This is a genomic window from Acidobacteriota bacterium (genome assembly GCA_016715115.1).
In the GTDB taxonomy this organism is placed as follows: Bacteria; Acidobacteriota; Blastocatellia; order Pyrinomonadales; family Pyrinomonadaceae; genus JAFDVJ01.
Genome location: JADKBM010000001.1, coordinates 197892 through 215440 on the forward strand (window position 1 = coordinate 197892; position 17549 = coordinate 215440).

The 17549-nt window shown below is 55.5% G+C and carries 13 protein-coding genes and 2 pseudogenes; 8 read left to right on the top strand and 7 right to left on the bottom strand.

Annotated elements, in window-relative coordinates:
* Nucleotides 1-175 precede the first annotated feature (175 nt).
* Nucleotides 176-2260, bottom strand: a complete 2085-nt coding sequence (locus IPN69_00945; protein ID MBK8809287.1) for a hypothetical protein — start codon at nucleotides 2258-2260, stop codon at nucleotides 176-178.
* 273 nt (nucleotides 2261-2533) lie between these two features.
* Here IPN69_00945 and IPN69_00950 point away from each other — a divergent pair, with 273 nt between their 5' ends.
* Both IPN69_00950 and IPN69_00955 read left to right on the top strand, forming a co-directional pair.
* A complete protein-coding gene (locus tag IPN69_00950; GenBank protein ID MBK8809288.1) occupies nucleotides 2534-3424 on the top strand; it encodes a DUF2935 domain-containing protein in 891 nt (296 codons plus the stop codon).
* 32 nt (nucleotides 3425-3456) lie between these two features.
* Complete coding sequence (locus IPN69_00955) at nucleotides 3457-3681, top strand: hypothetical protein (protein ID MBK8809289.1); 225 nt, start codon at nucleotides 3457-3459, stop codon at nucleotides 3679-3681.
* Between the two features lie 401 nt (nucleotides 3682-4082).
* Here IPN69_00955 and IPN69_00960 read toward each other — a convergent pair whose 3' ends face one another.
* Nucleotides 4083-5636, bottom strand: coding sequence for a radical SAM protein (locus IPN69_00960; protein ID MBK8809290.1), 1554 nt, complete (start codon nucleotides 5634-5636; stop codon nucleotides 4083-4085).
* A gap of 257 nt (nucleotides 5637-5893) precedes the next feature.
* Between IPN69_00960 and IPN69_00965 the strand changes: the two are divergent.
* Together IPN69_00965 and IPN69_00970 are read left to right on the top strand one after the other, a co-directional pair.
* Nucleotides 5894-6261 (top strand): annotated as a pseudogene (locus tag IPN69_00965) (transposase).
* A gap of 27 nt (nucleotides 6262-6288) precedes the next feature.
* Nucleotides 6289-7067: pseudogene (locus IPN69_00970) on the top strand (IS3 family transposase).
* A 730-nt stretch (nucleotides 7068-7797) separates the two neighbouring features.
* Here IPN69_00970 and IPN69_00975 read toward each other — a convergent pair.
* Nucleotides 7798-8607, bottom strand: a complete 810-nt coding sequence (locus IPN69_00975) for an SDR family oxidoreductase (protein ID MBK8809291.1) — start codon at nucleotides 8605-8607, stop codon at nucleotides 7798-7800.
* 295 nt (nucleotides 8608-8902) lie between these two features.
* Between IPN69_00975 and IPN69_00980 the strand changes: the two genes are divergently transcribed.
* Together IPN69_00980 and IPN69_00985 are read left to right on the top strand one after the other, a co-directional pair.
* The gene (locus IPN69_00980; GenBank protein MBK8809292.1) at nucleotides 8903-10159 is read left to right on the top strand and encodes an exonuclease SbcCD subunit D; all 1257 of its coding nucleotides are present in this window, start codon (nucleotides 8903-8905) and stop codon (nucleotides 10157-10159) included.
* Nucleotides 10160-10164: 5 nt separating this feature from the next.
* Nucleotides 10165-10863 (top strand): LON peptidase substrate-binding domain-containing protein, encoded by a 699-nt coding sequence (locus IPN69_00985; GenBank protein MBK8809293.1) that lies wholly within the window; start codon nucleotides 10165-10167, stop codon nucleotides 10861-10863.
* Here the strand turns inward: IPN69_00985 and IPN69_00990 are convergent.
* A complete protein-coding gene (locus IPN69_00990) occupies nucleotides 10857-11834 on the bottom strand; it encodes a hypothetical protein (GenBank protein ID MBK8809294.1) in 978 nt (325 codons plus the stop codon). The two genes, IPN69_00985 and IPN69_00990, sit on opposite strands and share 7 nt — an antisense overlap.
* Before the next feature lie 155 nt (nucleotides 11835-11989).
* Between IPN69_00990 and IPN69_00995 the strand changes: the two genes are divergently transcribed.
* Nucleotides 11990-13831 (top strand): hypothetical protein, encoded by a 1842-nt coding sequence (locus tag IPN69_00995; GenBank protein MBK8809295.1) that lies wholly within the window; start codon nucleotides 11990-11992, stop codon nucleotides 13829-13831.
* Between the two features lie 216 nt (nucleotides 13832-14047).
* A complete protein-coding gene (locus IPN69_01000) occupies nucleotides 14048-14596 on the top strand; it encodes an HD domain-containing protein (protein ID MBK8809296.1) in 549 nt (182 codons plus the stop codon).
* A gap of 229 nt (nucleotides 14597-14825) precedes the next feature.
* Here IPN69_01000 and IPN69_01005 read toward each other — a convergent pair whose 3' ends face one another.
* The 3 genes from IPN69_01005 to IPN69_01015 form a co-directional block, all read right to left on the bottom strand.
* Nucleotides 14826-15344: a GNAT family N-acetyltransferase gene (locus IPN69_01005; protein MBK8809297.1), complete on the bottom strand. Its 519-nt coding sequence runs from the start codon at nucleotides 15342-15344 to the stop codon at nucleotides 14826-14828.
* Nucleotides 15345-15659: 315 nt separating this feature from the next.
* Nucleotides 15660-16835, bottom strand: a complete 1176-nt coding sequence (locus IPN69_01010) for an acyl-CoA dehydrogenase (GenBank protein ID MBK8809298.1) — start codon at nucleotides 16833-16835, stop codon at nucleotides 15660-15662.
* A 67-nt stretch (nucleotides 16836-16902) separates the two neighbouring features.
* Nucleotides 16903-17547 (bottom strand): pyridoxamine 5'-phosphate oxidase family protein, encoded by a 645-nt coding sequence (locus IPN69_01015; protein MBK8809299.1) that lies wholly within the window; start codon nucleotides 17545-17547, stop codon nucleotides 16903-16905.
* Nucleotides 17548-17549 lie beyond the last annotated feature (2 nt).

Genomic DNA, 17549 nt, shown 5'->3' on the forward strand with positions numbered 1-17549 from the left:
TGTTCCCCCCGCTCGGTTGACTGGTCGCCGCTTACACCTGGGCTCCGCTCCGCTTCACGTGGTGCTATCGTACGTGCGTGTGCTCCGCACACTGATTCGGTTTCTCTGACGGGCTCGAAGGCAAGAAAAGTCCGCGTTGCGGGGCTGTTTTCACCAATCGCGCCGCGTTTGCGTTTCATTTGCACCGCGTCAGGTCCCATGAATAGGTCGTTTCGCTGCCGTCGCTGTTTTGGATCGTCTTTGTGCCTTTGATCTGGTTCGGGGTTCGCGGATCGGCGTCGAATTCGACTTCGAAGTCCGGGCCGGGAATGTCGCGCGGGACGGCGTCGCGCTCGGTCGAGCTGTTGGCGGCGTTGTAACTCGGACAGTTGGACTCATATGTCCTGATGTGGATCACTTCGGCAAGGATCTGCGGCGGCGAAAACGATAGGTAGCCGCGCCGGCCGATGACGCTGATCGCTACCAGAATCCTCGCCGTTGCATCGCCTTTGGTTTGGGACTCGTATTTTTGGACCTGGCCGGATTCGATGATTCCGGTCGAGCAACTCATCCGTCCCGATGCGTAAGTCCGCTCGCGATAGTCGGACGCGAGGTAGCCGGCGCGGGCCGCGCCGATGAAGTTATTGACGATCCCGCCGGTCAGATCGCGCGTCCCGGGAAGATCGATCTCGACACTGAACGTCTGGCTTTTGACAGATACGGATCTGACCAGCCTTCCGCTCGGCGCTTCTTCCCGATCCTCACGCCGTGTGTTGACGGCTTTGACGGTTCCCGTCCAACCGGCGTCACAGTCCTTGGGCTTTGGGGTTTTGGCCGGAGGCTTTAGCTTTTGCGGTTCCTCGACCGGGATCTCCAGCACCTCGAGCCCGATTCCGCGTCTTGAAATCGACTCGACGACGATCCTCGCCGTTCCCTTTTTGGGAGCGGTCAGCGTGAAGACGATGTTCGGCTTGCCGGGCCCGTTTCCGGGCGTCACGCTTTGTGTTCCGCTCCCCGAGAGGTTCGCGTTGAACTGCGTCGAATCAAGTTTGCTGACGCTGACCGCGTCCACTTCGGTCGACTCGTTCGGCTTTAGAGCTTTCTTTGGCGAGACGCATTTCACGTCGACGCACTCGTAATTTCGCCAGCGCGAGACCGACGAGAGCATTATCGGCTTCAGATCGAGCATCAACAGCGAAAGCGCCAAATTATGCACTTGCGAGATCCGTTTGGACTCTTCGATCGTCGAAATTCCGGACGATCTTTGCGTTGCGTTTCCGATTTGGGCGTCGCCAGACCCGGTCGGCGGGGTGTTGCCCGTCAGGCTGTAGTTGATAGATCTCGTCCCGTCGACGACGCCGGTTTTGTTTTCGGCCAAACCCAATCTGTACGCGCGGTCATAACCGAACGTCTTCTCGGTGATCGTTCCCGCCATATCAAAATCGGTCATTTCGGCGCTGTCGTTGACGTGGGCGGTGATCTGATATTCGATAACATATTCGATCGTAAGCGCCGCGAGCTGTGTCCCCGTATTTATCGTCGTTTGCTTAAACTGTCGGTATCGGGCCTTGCCGCGCACGATCCCGGCGGCATCCGGACAAACGCCGAACGATACGGCTCCGCCCTGCTTTGTTTCGTTGGTCAGTTTGCTTCGATCGGTTTTTGAGGCGGCTTCAACCTTGGTCGAGGTGTTGCTTTCCTGGGACATCGAGTTCCCTTCGAAACTGACGTTGCTGTCGACGCCGACCGTCTGCGTGACGATCGATGTTTCATTCTCGATCGTTTTGACGTCCGTCGCCTTGGATCCCCGGCTGGTTTCGGTTTCGGTGACGATTATTTCGGGCGAATCGGCGGGTTGCGCAAGGTAACTCGCATTGATGAAAGAAACGTCTGTTGGAAGCAGGCTTTGCGGCTGCAAAACGAACGGACTCTGCGGAGTTGTCTTCCCGTTCAAAACGCCCTGCTGCTCGTATCGGTTCTTGTTGAATTCCCGCGCCTTTTCGACGACCGTCTGAAAGTCATCTTTGATCGCGTTTTGAAAGAAGATGAGAAGATCGTCACGCCGGGCCTCGATTGTCCGCGCCGTGCTTTTGTCGGAAGTGATCGCGGTGAGCCATTTGTCCAATGCTGGGTCGCTCAACAATGCGCGGTTGGCTTCAAACCGGTCGCTCGATAGGACGATTCCCGCCGTTTCAAACGATCCGACCGAATTCTGGGCCGAAGTCGGTATGGCATTGACGATGATGCTGATTATCAGCGCTGATGATATCCAAATTCGCACGATATTGATGTCCTCCGCAATATCACGCGAGAAAGAAGGTCGAAGAGTATCAGGGCGGCGGGGATTCGTTTTCAAAAACACTGAGTCCGATGCAGCGGATGCCGGATTCTCTTCCTGATCCTTGAGCGAAACTGTTTGCCTATGTGCTGCAACGCACGGACTTGAGTTTGCTCTCATTGATATTGTTAGTACAGAAGTCAGCCGGAAAGAATTTTGAATCGAACGAATTCCGAGGCTTGGCGAAGTAATACAACCGAAAGGGAGAAAACAAAATTGTCAGTTGCAACGATCGAAACCAAAGAAACCGGCGGATTTATACAGTACAACCGAAGCGGCGGCGGTGAAACCGAGCAACCGTTTGAAAAACCGCTGATTGTTCCGGCGATCGAGAACTCGGCCCCGACGGCACATGCTTGGGCGGATGCACGGTTCGCGGTCGATATAATGGCCGAGCACGCGCTTTTTTTTACATTGATGCTGCCCCCGGAGGTCGCCGAACGCGAACATGCCGCGGCAGTTAAATTCAACGAGACTTTTAACAATTTGTATCAGTTTATCGGCCCAACCGCGCCCAGCCAGAACGATTTGAAAAGCTTCGTCAGCAAGATTACAGCGGAAATCAAGCCGTTCATCGAGTACAAATCGAAGCTTGGCGAGGCACAGGCCTCCGGCAGATTGCGGAGTTTGGTCTGGCCGCTTTTTTTCGAACATACGCAAAATGAAGCCGAACGATGGGTGCGGCGGCTCGAGACTCTGGCCGGCGGCGAGTCGGAGCTTGATAAAGACGAGGTGTCGACGTTTTGGACGGGCATAATGGACGAACACGCACGGTTTGTCGGACATTTGCTTGATCCGGATGAATTTGAGTTGATCGAAACCGCGATGAAGACGAGTCGCGTGTTTAGAGATATGCATAACCACGGCGCCATCGCCGGAGCGGCAGTCGCACTCGTGCACGAACCGGCGACCGTAGTTGGTTCGTTGGTTGAAAACCCGGAGACCAACGCGATTCTGAGCGCCGCGGAAACGATCCTGGATTTCACCACAATGGCGGCAAGAGGCATCGAAGGCGCGCGGATCAAGAGCATCATCGACCCGCGGCTCGCCGATCACGTGAGGCGTGAGTCGCTCAAATTCGTCGATGAACTGAAACGCGCCGTTTAGCGGCTGATGTCCGCGTTCAAAAAGGAGTAGTTATGGAAAACAATGGAAACGGAACCGGCAGCAATGCCGTTTGGGCGATCGCACTCGTTGTCGTCGTGGCGATTATCGCAGCGCTCGTGTATTACAGCGGCATCCTCAAATCGGTCACAACAAACCCGAAGGTCGATGTCAAAATAACCGCGCCGGCCGCGCCGGCACCGGCGGCACCGGCCCCTGCAACGCCGGCACCCGCAACGCCTGCGGCCCCGGTTCGATAGAATTGAAACTAACTGAGGAGAACAAATATGACAAACGAAGTGAAATGTGCGCACGGAAGCTGCAATTGTCCGGTCGGGACCGAAGGTGAATTTTGTTGCGATCACTGCCGGGCAGCTGCCGCGCAGGATATAGTTGAAATCAACTGCGATTGCGGCTGTCCCGGTTGCAAATAGGTTACGGCGCGTTGAACTATGATGGCTTTTTCGCGCTCCGGTCAAGTAAGGGTGCCACGGCGCCTCGATTTATGATGGCTTTTTCGCGCTCCGCGCTCATTGCAAGCGGGGACGCTTGCGCTCCAGTCAAGTAAGGGCCATGGCGCCCCCGCGCCGTCAGTCTCGATTTATGATGGCTTTTTCGCGCTCCGCGCTCATTGCAAGCGGGGACGCTTGCGCTCCAGTCGCTAGACGTTCGGGACGGCTTCGCCGCTCACTTTGGCCCGGCGGCGCGCGTTGCGCCAGGTTCGCAATCCCTCGGCCGTCAACGAGAAGATCGTCTTCCGGTTCTGGAACAGAAGCTTGATCCAAGCCATCTTGCCCATTTGCGGGAAATAGATGCCGCGGAAAAAAAGGCGCGCGACGAGGTGGCTGATGCGGACCTGGATCGGCGCGTCCTTGATCGATTCGATCGCTTCGGCGTTGCGTTCCGGACTGTACGAACGCGACCAGGCGTTGAACGTTTCGGTCTTCGCTTCTTCGATCGTCATCTTCAAAGGATTGTGCGCCATCACGAACGGCGCAAATTCGAGCCAGTGTTTCGGACGATGGAGACGTCCGGCCTTTTCAAGCCGGTCGTACAGAGGCGTTGCCGGGAACGGCGTCAACTGGCCGAAAACCGGGAGTCCCGGCGCCCAGCTTTCGATCTCGCCGACGGTGCGGTCGGCGACTCCGACCGTGTCGTTGTCCATTCCGAAAATGAACGAAGTGATCGCGTAGATATTTCGGCGACGAAGCCCTTCGAGCACCGCCTGATAATTCGCGGGCTTCGAAAAGGTCTTGTTGACGTCCGCCATATTCGCCGGATCGATCGATTCCATTCCGATAAAGATCCATTTTCCGCCCGCATCGGCGATGAGATCGACAAGTTCTTCGTCAGCCAACAGGTTGGCGCTGATCTGGGCGACCCAAGGCAGGATCGCGTCGGCGGCAATGATCTCGCGGAGCAGGCCTTTGAGGCGCTTTTTGTTGATCGCAAGGTTGTCGTCGATGAAGAATACGGCGATCTGTCCTTTTTCTTCCTTGGCACGCGCTTTGAGCCGCAAGAGTTCTTCGACAACGCTCTCGTTCGTGCGGAATCTGATCGAATCGCCGAAAAATCCGGTCACGGTGCAGAATTCGCAACCGTAAGGACATCCGCGACCGGTTTCGATCGGGACGACAAAGAACTTGCCCCAACCGGCTCCGAGCTTCGACATCGGTCCGCGCAAAAACTTGGGCACGAGACTGAATTGTTCGAGATCGAGAGTTTCCCAGGGAATATGCGGATAATCCTGCAGCGACGGTTTGATGTCGTTGCCTTTCGGGTCAACCGCCGGTTGGTAGCGCTGCTTGAGTTCGCCGTTCGCCGCATCCTCGACGATCTGCGCCCAATACGAGTCCGCTTCGCCGAGCGCGATCGCGTCGGCGTGCTGCGGCCCGCCGTCGAGTCCGAGCGCTTCGTCCGGGCATTCGGTCACGTGCGGTCCGCCCATCACGACCTTGATTCCCGCGGCGCGGAGCGAATCCGCGACGAGGTACGCACGCGCGACCATCCGCGTCATCGCGCCGATGCCGACGAGGCCGATGTTCTCATCCTTGCAGAATTGGACCAGTTCTTCGCGCGTCATCGCTTTGGCGTTGCCGTCGATGAGAATGACTTCGTGCTGTTTCGGCGTCAGCGACTGCAGAAGAAACATCCACAAATGCGGCATAAAGTTGCGTGTGATGCCGTTATCGGGGTTGTAAAGAAGAATTTTCATATAATAGCTGCCCTCCGAAAGTATCGCTTCGGCGCCACCTGCTCGAATTTTGGGGGATCAAAAAGCCCGGATGGTTGTAAAAAAACAAATATGAAAGCAGTTTCGCACTTTTTTGGTGAATTAGCGAATAGGACTTTGTGGAAAGTGCATAGTGCAGAGTGCACAGTGTCCTTGCCTGAAATAGGTTGACCGTTTTTTGAGTTTAATTTCAACTCAAGGAGCGAACAACTATGGCAAATTTAAGTGAATATGAAAAGCTGACGGTCAAGGAACGACGCAACAGGACTTTCAGTGAAGAGTTCAGGCGAAAGAAAGTGGGTGAGATCGAGCGTTGCGTCACGTCGGTCAGTGAGGTGAGCCGCGAATATCAGGTTTCCCGGTCTGCAATATATGCATGGATGCGTCAGTATTCACGTATGAGAAAAAAACAGGAGCGGCTTGTGCTGGAGAGTCTGAGCGACACGAGAAAGATCAAGGCGTTGAAGGAAAAGGTGAAAGAGCTGGAGCAGGCTGTCGGGCAGAGCAGATACAGATCGATTTCTTTGACAAGATGATCGATCTGGCGGAGGAAGAGTACGGCATTGATATTAAAAAAAATGTACTTCAAAGCCCTCCGGTGGTTCTGGTCGAACCGGGAAAGGCACGGCACAAAATGAATCAGCTGTATCGGGCAATGGGTATCAGCAAGCAGGCGTTTCACCAGCATACGGAACGTCATCTCAGGATGTTGGAAGAGCAGGAGCAGCTTCTGCCGGTGATCGCCGAGATACGGCGCGATCATCCGCAAATGTCGTCGCGCGTCATGTACGGGATGATAAGGCCGATGCAGTTTGGCAGAGACCGGTTCGAGCAGTTTTGCTTTTCGCACGGGTTCAAGATCGAGCGGAAAGGGCATATCACCGCACGACGGATTCGCGCGGGGTGACGCGATTTGACAATTTGATTGCCGGATTCGAGTTGACGGGTGTAAACCAGGTTTGGGTCAGCGACATAACCTACTACAGAATAGGCGAAAGGTTCTATTACCTGACCTTCATTATGGACCTCTTCTCAAGACGGATCGTGGGCTATGCGGTCTCGGACAACCTGATGACCGAACACACCACGCTGCCGGCAATACGGATGGCGATCGCGGGTCGCCGGCCCGCACCTGGTCTGATATTTCATTCGACGGCGGCGGCCAGTATTACTGCAAGGAATTCGTGAAACTGACCCAAGCCTGTAATATGAAAAACAGCATGGGCACGAGTGTCTATGAGAATCCGAATGCCGAACGCGTAAACGGAACTATTAAAAACAGTTACGTCAGATTCTACGGGCGGAGAATTTATCCCAGCTAAGGCAGATGACTGAAAGGCGGTCAATATGTACAACAATTACAAGCCGCATACGGCATTGAACTCCTTAAGCCCCGATGCATTCGAAAGGCAGCAGGAACGAGTTTTCTTAGGCATGGAGGGTTCAAAAGTAATTGAAGAAAAGCCGGACAATAAATGCCCGGCTCCGCGACAAACTACTTCGTCACCCGGAGGTCTATCCCTGGTGAGTTGCTCTCCAGCATTGCTCACTTCCGTTTCGATCTCCGAAACGAAGGTATCCGATATTTTGACGAAAAAGCAAACAAATGTTTTCTAGCAAACTCAAAAAACGGTCAACACTATTCAGGCATTGACACAGTGCAGAGTGCAGAGTGCAGAGTGCAGAGTGGATAGTGCAGAGTGGATAGTGCATAGCGCAGAGTGCAGAGTGCATAGTGGATAGTGCAGAGTGCATAGTGCAAAGTGCAGAGTGCAAAGTGCAGAGTGCAGAGTGAATAGTGCAGAGTGGAGAGCAAACCTAACTCTTGAATCTTGCCCGTTGAACTCTACTCTCTGCACTTTGCACTTTGCACTTTGCACTTTGTCACTCTGCACTCTGCACTCAGTCTGCACTCTGCACTCTGCACTCTGCACTCAGTCTGCACTCTGCACTCTGCACTCAGTCTGCACTCAGTCTGCACTCTGCACTCAGTCTGCACTCTGCACTCTGCACTCACTCTGCACTCAGTCTGCACTCTGCACTCTGCACTCACTCTGCACTCAGTCTGCACTCTGCACTCAGTCTGCACTCTGCACTTTGCACTCTGCACTCTGCACTATGCACTATCCACTATCTTCCGCTTTCATTTCACCAACGCTCCCTTGATGACCTTGAAAAACGCCCATTCGGGAAGGAAACGCCGCGCAAAGAGCATTCCTTTGGTATTGACGTTGTAGCGAAGACGTTTCGAGCCATCGGTCACGGCGTTCCAGACCGCGTCGGCGACGACCCGGCCGTCGGGCGCGTCTTCGCCGGCCTTGAGCATATTCGGCATCACGCGATCGATGAACTGATCGTAAACCGTCAATCCTTCCTTGCGAGTTACGTCGGCCGAACGGTCGTAGAAGTCGGTCTTGATCGGGCCGGGCTCGATGATCTTGACTCGAATGTTGAACTGTTCGAGCTCATACTGGAGCGATTCGCTGAATCCCTCGACCGCCCATTTCGTTGCGTGATAGAGACTGTAAAGAGGAAATGTGATGCGGCCGCCGACCGATGCGACGTTGACGATCGTTCCGCGCCTTTGCTCGCGAAAATACGGCAGGATCTCGCGCGTCACGTTCATCAGCCCGAAGACATTCGTTTCGAACTGGCGCCGGATCTGCTCGTCCGAAGCCGATTCGAAAGCGCCGACCAAGCCGTAGCCGGCGTTGTTGACGACGGCGTCGATCCGGCCGAATTTCCCGATCGCGCCGGCGATCGCCGACTTGATCGAATCGACGTCGGTGACGTCGAGGCGAAAACACTCGACGTCGGCGATCCGCTGCAGATCGTCCGCCTTTTCGGGGGAGCGCATCGTCGCCGCGACGCGCCAGTTCTTTGCCTGAAACAACTTCGCCGTTTCCTTGCCGATCCCGGTCGAAGCGCCGGTTATCAAGATTACTTTTTGCATATGGCTATTGAACTTTGATCTTTGATTTTTGATATTTTTGATCTTTGATCTTTGGACTTTGATCTTTGAACTAACTTTGGACTTTGATCTTGGAACTTGGAACTTTGATCTTTATCCCTTAAATTTCTCAGATTATACCAGACCACCCGGTCTTAGTTGGACTTTCAAGATTAGACCGCTAGAATTTAAGGTTCAGAGTTCAAAGATCAAAGATCAAAGTCCAAAGATCGAAGATCATAGTTCATAGTTCATAGTTCATAGTTCATAGTTCATAGTTCATAGTTCACAGTTAAATATGAAATTTCTTCACATCGCCGACGTCCATCTCGGATGCACTCGGTATCAATTGGCAGAGAGCCAGCGCGATTTTTTTGACGCGTGGGTCGACGTGCTCAAGCGCTATGCGATCGACGAAAAGGTCGACTTCGTCCTGATGGCCGGCGACTTTTTCCACAAACGGCAGGTTCCGCCCGAGACGATGAATTACGCTTTCGCGGGACTTAGTCTGCTGAAGGACCACGGCATCCCGGTCGTTTCGATCGAGGGCAACCACGACCAGAAACACACCGACACCGAATACAGCTGGCTCCGTTCGCTCGAGAGTTGGGGACTGATCAAGCTTCTCGAACCGCGAAACATCGACGGCAAGTTCGTTTACGAACCGTGGGACGCCGAAAACGAAAGCTACATTCGCGGCGGCTACGTCGACATCGGCAATGCCCGGATCTTCGGCTCCGCCTGGTACGGCGCATCGGCGAACTGGGCGATCCCGATGCTCACCGAGGCGCTCGGAAATTGCCGCCGGGAAGGAGCGTTTCATATCCTTATGCTCCACACCGACGTCGAGGGCCATCAGACGCATCCGATCCCGGCGCTGACGCTCGCGAACCTAAAGGAACTCAAAGCGGTGACCGACTACGTCGCCATCGGCCACACGCACAAGTGCTTCGAGATCGACAACTGGGCCTTCAATCCGGGGTCGCTCGAGATCACGAAGATCGACGAGTTCCGTGAAACGCGCGGCGCGTGGCTGGTCGAGATCGGTGAGAATAACGAGGTCAACGCGCAACACGTCCGCGATTACCGGCAGCGGCCGTTTCAAAGACTCGATTTCGACGTTTCCGGCGTCGCCGATCCGAAGATCATCACGGACGGTGTTTTCGCCAAGGTCGAAACCGAGGCGCGCTCCGCCGAAGAAGGCAAACCGGCGCCGATCATCGAGATCACCTTGCGCGGACAGCTTGGATTCCCTAATTCCCTGCTTGAAACGCAAAAGATGCGCGAAGAGGTTCAGACACGAACCGGGGCGCTCCACGTTCGCCTCAAGAACCACACCGTCCCGGTCGATTACGCGGTTGCCGCCGATCTCGATGACGACGTCTCGCGCGAGTCGCTCGAACGGCGCGTGATCGAGGATCTGATCCGCAACGACAACCGTTACAAACTTCGCGCCGAAGCGATGGCCGAAGCCGTCATCGGCGCCAAGCGAATGGTGCTCGGTGACGAAGAACCCGAGAAAATCGCGGAATTCATCGCGCTCAAGGCGCTCTAGAAACTATGTCGGAACAATTTGAAAGAGTTGAGAGGTTTCGATATCTGCCGATCTTTCCGCTGCCGCTCGTGCTGATGCCGAACGAACTCTTGCCGCTTCACATCTTCGAGCAGCGTTACCGGCAGATGCTTACCGATATCGAATCGAACGGCAATGTCTTTGGCGTGAGTTTTTTCAAGCCCGGTGACGGGTTCGACGATCGCCCGGCTCCGGGGTCGATAGGCTGCATCGCGGAAGTCCGCGAGGTCGAGAATCTCCCAGACCGCCGTGCAATGATCGTCACCGTCGGCGTCGGGCGCTTCGAATTGCTTAGATATCTTGAAACGGGTGACGAATATCTGGTCGCCGAGATTGAGTTTTTTGAAGACGATCCCGGCGATCGGGACGTCATCGAACCGCTGGCCCGCGAGGTTTTCGAGATCTTCAAACGCGTTGCACGCGCGGCGTTCGACCTTACCGGCGAAAGCGGAACTATTCCCGAAATCCCGCAGAGCGATCCGGAAACGATGTCATATCTGATCGCCGCCGCGCTCAAGGTCGAGCCCGAACAAAAGCAGAAGCTTCTTGAAATTCGCTCAACCGCCGAACGGCTCGAGCGGTTGCGGGAAATGCTCGGCGGGATCGTCGAAAAAATGGAAGACACCGCGCATATTCAGAAGATATCGCGGACCAACGGCCATTCGAAACGGAAAATAGACTATTGAACCGGCGGCACAACGCCGAGCGATTGCCTGAAGAACGCGATGACGCGATTATCGTATTCCTCAAACTGCTGCAGCGAAGCGTTGACGAGATTCGTTCCCGACGGGTATAGGTCGGTTTTGGACTCGATCTTCGCCGAGTTTGGGAAACAGCGGCTCAGCCCGGTGGTCGAACTCTGGAGTTCCGCGTTGTCCCCGCCGGCGAGGAGCAAGACGTGGCGGTTTTCGAGATTCTTCGCGACCTCGCAAACCGAATCGCTTCGGTAACAGCCGTTGTAGAAGAACAGCGGTGTGCCGAGTTTGGCAAAACGCGAGGTCAAGGAACTGGCGAACGGAAAGCGCTTGTTGATGACCATCGCGAGGAGATCGTCCGAATTGGCCGGAACCGAATCCAGCGCCAGCGACTTCACCGTTTCGTCCTTCGCGGCTGTCATTGCGCCGACCAACGCACCCATTTCCGTGCCGTAAATTCCGATGTTCTGGCCGACGAGCGGAGTGGTTTCGTCGACTTTCAGCCCGCGAAGATATTTGATCGCCGCGACGGCGTCATCCGTTTCACAACCGCCGAGTGTCGAAAAACGCACCAGCGGCTTTTCGCCGTGTCCCCGCTGATCGGGCATCAGGATCGTGAAATCGGTCGCTTCGTTAAGCTTCACCCCGAGATTAAGAAGATAGGAACGATCGGTTCCGTAGGCGTGAAGCATTACCACCGCCGGCGAACCCGGCGTGCCGCGCAGAAGCCAGCCGCGCGAGGTCGTTCCGTCGGCGTTGATCCAATGCTCATCCGTGATCTGCGCGCCGCGTGAGCTGAGCTGAGCATACTTGTCGGGAGTGATCAGATAGTTGTTCTTCGGCGCCTGCGACGATTGAAAAACGAGCCAGACCGACGCCCCGATTCCGGCACCGGCCAAAAGCAAAAGAACCGGCAGCAGAAGCCGCGAAAAACTTTTGAAAAGACGTCTTGTACTTGGCATATAACTAAGGTCGGATGGATTAAGTTCGAATTCGAAGTGCAACTTGAAAGCCGTTCAGCGTGTCTTAGTGATAGTCCGGGAAAATTGGACTTTCGGGAAGCTGTCTAAAATGTTACCATAAGCGCCACGTGTTTAGGAAGACTTTTTTAATGATGATGAGACTGCCGCTACTGACCTTTTTATTGGTATTTTCGGGTATTTTGTCGTCCGCATACGGCCAGAATCCGATCTCCTCGAAAACGGAATTCTTTCCGCTTTCTGAACTTCGCGAGGGAATGCGCGGAACGGCGTGGACGGTCTTTCGCGGATCGAAATCGGAGGAATTCAATGTCGAGATCCTGGGCGTCGTCCCCGGTTCGATCGGGCCGAAACAGGATATGATCATCGGCCGGATCAGCGGCGGACAGGCCGACCGGACGTTCGTCTTCGCCGGAATGTCGGGCTCGCCGGTCTATATCGACGGCAAACTCGTCGGCGCGATCTCGTACAGTTTTCCGTTTGCCAAGGAACCCATCTGCGGGATCACGCCGATCTCGCAGATGATCGAGATCTTCGAGCAAAAACAGCCGTTGCGATCGAAGTCTTCCGAACCGCGCCCGGTCTCGTTCGCCGAACTCGCATCGACCACCTGGACGCCGGGACTCCCGCGGACTGCGGCGCTTTCGGGCGGCTTGCTTTCGGTCGCGAACGGCACGGCAATGGCCGCCGTCGCCGGCCAATCGTTCCAGCCGATCGCGACGCCGATCGCGTTCAGCGGTTTTTCTCCCGAAACATTGAAGGTTTTCGCGCCGCAGCTAATTGAAGCCGGACTGCTTCCTGTCGCTGCTGCCGGCGGTGCGGCGCGAATCACATCTCTCAAACCGGCGGACGAGACGACGCTCCGCGGCGGCGATTCGGTCTCGATGCAGCTCACGCGAGGCGATTTCAGCCTGGCGGCTGCGGGAACGGTCACGCTCCGCGACGGCGAAAAGATCTACGCCTTCGGTCACCCGTTTCTCGGTCTCGGATCGTCCGATCTTCCGATGTCGGAATCGCACGTCGTGGCGGTCATTCCGAATATGAACAACTCGTTCAAGCTCGCCGTTCCGGACGCGATGGTCGGTTCGATGATGCAGGACCGCGCGACCGGCGTCTATGGCAAACTCGGCGTCGCGCCGAAAATGATCCCGGTCGAGATCGAGCATCAGACTAGCCGCGGACAGATCGAGAAGTTCAATTTCGAGGTCGCGAAAGACGAGTTCCTAACGCCTTTGCTGCTCAATATTACGGTTTATAACGCTCTGATCTCCAACGAACGCAGTCTCGGCGACGCGACCGTCGAGATCGGCGGCGAGATCACCATCAAGGGACAGGATCCGGTGAAGATCGCAAACCGGCTCGGCGGAATGCAGTCGACCCAGTTCGCTTCGCTTTCGGTCGCATTGCCGGTCAACGCGCTCTTGCGGAGCAATTTCGACGGACTCGAGATCACCGGGATCAAACTCAGGATCAACTCGACGGACGGTTCAAAGTCCGCGACGCTCGAGCGGATCGCGGTTGACCGGACGCGTGTCCGCGCGGGCGAAACCGTCGAAGTCCAGGCGTTCGTGAGAACCGAATCGGGCCGCACCTTCGTCCAGAAGATTCCGGTCAAGATTCCGTCTGACACGCCGGCAGGGGCGATCTCGGTGATGGTCGGCGACGGCAACGCGGTCCAGCAGACTTCGGTTTTGCAGCAGTTCATCCCGAAATCGATAGCCGAACTTGTCTCGATGATCAATCAGATGAAAAAGGCTGACCGGCTTTACGTGCAGACGTTCCGGACGACGAACGGTGCGGTCATCGGCGCCAGCGAGTTGCCGAATCTTCCGCCGTCGATGCTTGCGACGCTCAACAACGACCGGATGGCCGGCGGGTTCAAACCGACCGTGCAGTCCATCGTCGGCGAGCAGGAAATCGCGCCGGCCGAGTTCATCATTTCGGGCCAGCAGACGTTGGCGATCGAAGTTGTTAAGTGAGAAGTTTTGCCACGAATTGCTCGAATTTCACGAATGCGCTTTTGAACTAGATTCGAAGGCGCATTCTTGCCGTTGCCGAACGGTATTCTTTGCCAAAAAAGCAAAATTGATGCGCTTTGGCCCCAACAGATTCGTGCCGCCATTCGTGACATTCGTGACATTCGTGGCTAGTTAAGCGGCTCTTGAAATTCGTTCGATTCGTGGCAAAATCAGATTATGAAAAACGAATACTCAAAACTCCTCGAGGCGGCGAGCCTTTCGGCCAAGAAACATCGGTTCCAGACGCGCAAGGGCGCCGAGTCGGAGCCGTATATCAATCACCCGCTTGAAGTTGCGAATATTCTCGCAAACATCGGAAACGTCACCGATCACGAGATCCTGATGGCGGCCATTCTGCACGACACCATCGAAGACACCGAAACGACTGCCGAAGAACTGACGGCGCTTTTCGGCGAACGTGTGTGCCGTATCGTCCTCGAAGTCACCGACGACAAATCGCTGGCGAAGGAAGAGCGGAAACTCAAGCAGATCGAGCACGCGCCGCATTTGTCGGTCGAGGCCAAACAGGTCAAGCTCGCCGACAAGATCAGCAACATCACCGACGTCGTCGGGAATCCGCCGCACGACTGGCCGTACGAACGCCGCGTCGAGTACGTCAACTGGGGCGAAAAGGTCGTCGCCGGACTGCGCGGCGCGAATGCCGCAATGGAACGGCATTTCGATGATTTGGTCAAGCGGGCGAAGGAAGAACTGGAAAGTGCATAGTGCAAAGTGCAGAGTGCATAGTGCAGAGTGGATAGTGCATAGTGCAGAGTGCATAGAGCAGAGTGCAGAGTGCAGAGTGCATAGGGCAGAGTTGGACGGACAAGATTCAATTCAAGCGTTTGGCTTGTACTCTGAACCGTAATATGCACTATCCACTCTGCACTATGCACTCTGCACTATGCACTATGCACTCTGCACTATGCACTTTTGCAGCACTCTGCACTCTGCACTATGCAAGTTCGATCTGCATCAAATGATCTGTCTGCGGATCGGATCCGAGTTGGAAGACGTGTTCGCCGACGATGCGGAAGCCCTGTTTTTCGTAGAATCTCTGAGCCCGCGGGTTAAACTCCCAAACGCCTAGCCACATCACATCGCAGTTCCGCTCGCGCGCGAGTTTCAGGCATTCGTCCATCAACGCTTGCCCGACACCTTTGCCGATGAATTCGGTGGTCGAATAGAGCCGGCATAACTCGACCGGCCGCGCCGCCGTGACCGGTTCCTCGATGTTTTCGAAAAGCAGTTTCGCGTAGCCGGCGGGCCGTTCGTCAATCTCGGCGACGAAAAAAACGGAGTTCGGATCGGCAAGTTCTTCAGCCAAACGCTTTGCCGTGAAGGCCTCGGACATATACGCGTCGAGGTCTTCGGGCGCGTTCTTCGGATGATCGTGAAACGCGTCCCAAAAGGTTGTAAACGACAAATCCGCCAACATTTCGGCGTCGGCGGATGATGCAAGTCGGATCTTCATACTGTCTGAGAGTGCAGAGTGCATAGTGCATAGAGCAGAGTGACACAGTGCAGAGTGCAGAGTGCAGAGTGCATAGAGCAGAGTGCAGAGTGCAGAGTGCATAGAGCAGAGTGCACAGTGCAGAGTGCAGAGTGCACAGTGCAGAGTGCACAGTGCAGAGTGCAGAATGCACAGTGCAGAGTGCATAATAGGTTCGAGTTTCAAAATCGGCGCTCTGACAGCAACTTTGCACTATGCACTCTGCTCTATGCACTCCCCACTGTGCACTATGCACTCTGCACTCTGCACTCTGCTCTATGCACTATGCACTCTGCACTATTTCGTGATCAACTTCGCGATCGTCTGGAGCTGCATATTCGATGTCCCTTCATATATCGAACCGATCTTCGAATCGCGCCAGAATTTTTCGACCGGGTAATCCTTGACGTAACCGTAGCCGCCGTACAGCTCGATCGCTTTCGACGACACCTTTTCGGCGACGCGCGAGGTGTAAAGTTTGGCGATCGCGGCTTCCTTCAAAAACGGTTTGCCCGCGTCTTTCAGGCGTGCGGCGTTGTAGGTCACGAGCCGCGCGGCCTCGATCTCGACCGCCATCTCGGCAAGCTGGAACTGAACCGCTTGGAAACTGTTGATCGCCGCGCCGAACTGCTCGCGCTCGGCCGTGTATTTGAGCGCGCATTCGTACGCGCCCTGCGCGATCCCAAGCATCTGCGCGGCGATCCCGATGCGGCCTTCGTTTAGCGTCTCGATCGAAACCTTGTAGCCCTTGCCGACCTCGCCGAGGACGTTTTCTTTCGGAACCTTGCAGTTCTCGAGGATGAGTTCCGTCGTCGAACTCGCGCGGATGCCGAGCTTGTCTTCCTTTTTGCCGACGGTGAATCCTTCAAACCCTTTCTCGACAATAAATGCGGTGATTCCGCGGTAACCCGCTTCGGGATTGATGTTGGCGAAAACGATGAATATCTCGGCCTCGTTCCCGTTGGTGATCCAGAGTTTCTGGCCGTTCAGTTCCCAATGGTCGCCCTTGTCGACCGCCTTGGTCTTGAGCGCGAAGGCGTCGGAACCCGAACCTGCTTCGCTCAAAGCGTAGGCGCCGACGCGGCCCGTCGCCATCTGCGGCAAGTACTTCTTCTTGATCTCGTCATTGCCCCAACGCATAAACGCGTTCGTGCAGAGCGTGTTGTGGACGTCGACGAACACCGAAACGCTCGCATCGACGCGCGCAAGTTCTTCGATCGCAAGAATTGCGTTGAAGATCGTCGAACCGGCGCCGCCGAATTCCTCGGGCGATTCGATCGCCATCAAGCCGAGTTCGAAACATTGTTTGATGAGTTCCGGATCAAGTTTCGACGCGCGCTCCATATGCTCGACGCGCGGCCGGACCTCGCCTTCGGCAAACTCGCGGACGGACGCCCGAAACAGTTCTTCCTCTTCCGAAAGATCGGTCAATGCCGGCGTATAATTCTCTCGTTCCAATTGCGTAGCGTTCATATTAAATTACCTTCTAAAATTGATGTGAATAAGTTTTAGTAATTACATCATAAGACGCCGCAAGCCTTCAAGCGAGGTAGTCCGGCAGTTCGATTCCGGGCAAAAGCTGCGTGTCCGCGACCGGCTCGCCGAACGCCGTTTCGACGGGGACAAGCCCGGCCCAGATCGGCAGATTCATATCCTCGGCATCGTCGATCGGCATTCCCGACCGCGCTTTTGCGGAGGCTTCTTCGATCGTTATCCTGACGACGGTCGTGACATCCAACTCTTTCTGATTCGGCAGGCGGGCGTCTTCCCAGCGTCCTTTGAGCACCGAATCCGAGATCGCCTTGAGCGCGTCCATCTTCTCGGAATCGTCCGAAACCGCTTCGCCCGTTCCGAAAACGACCGCCGACCGGTAATTGATCGAATGGTGAAAGGCCGACCGCGCGAGCACGAGGTCGTCGACCGTCGTCACCGTCAGGCACAGACGCGATCGGCCGGCCGCCTGCCCGAGCATCCGCGAGACGTTCGATCCGTGGACATAGATAACGTCACCGACGCGTCCGTAAAGCGTGGGGATCACATACGGCTGACCGTCGACAGCGAATCCGAGATGGCACAAATAATTCGCGTCAAGGATCGCGTAAACCGTTTCCCTGTCGTAACTTCCCCGCTTTGCGAGACGTCTGACCCTATTCCGTTCCGTTTGTTTGAATTCGTTGTTGCTCATCC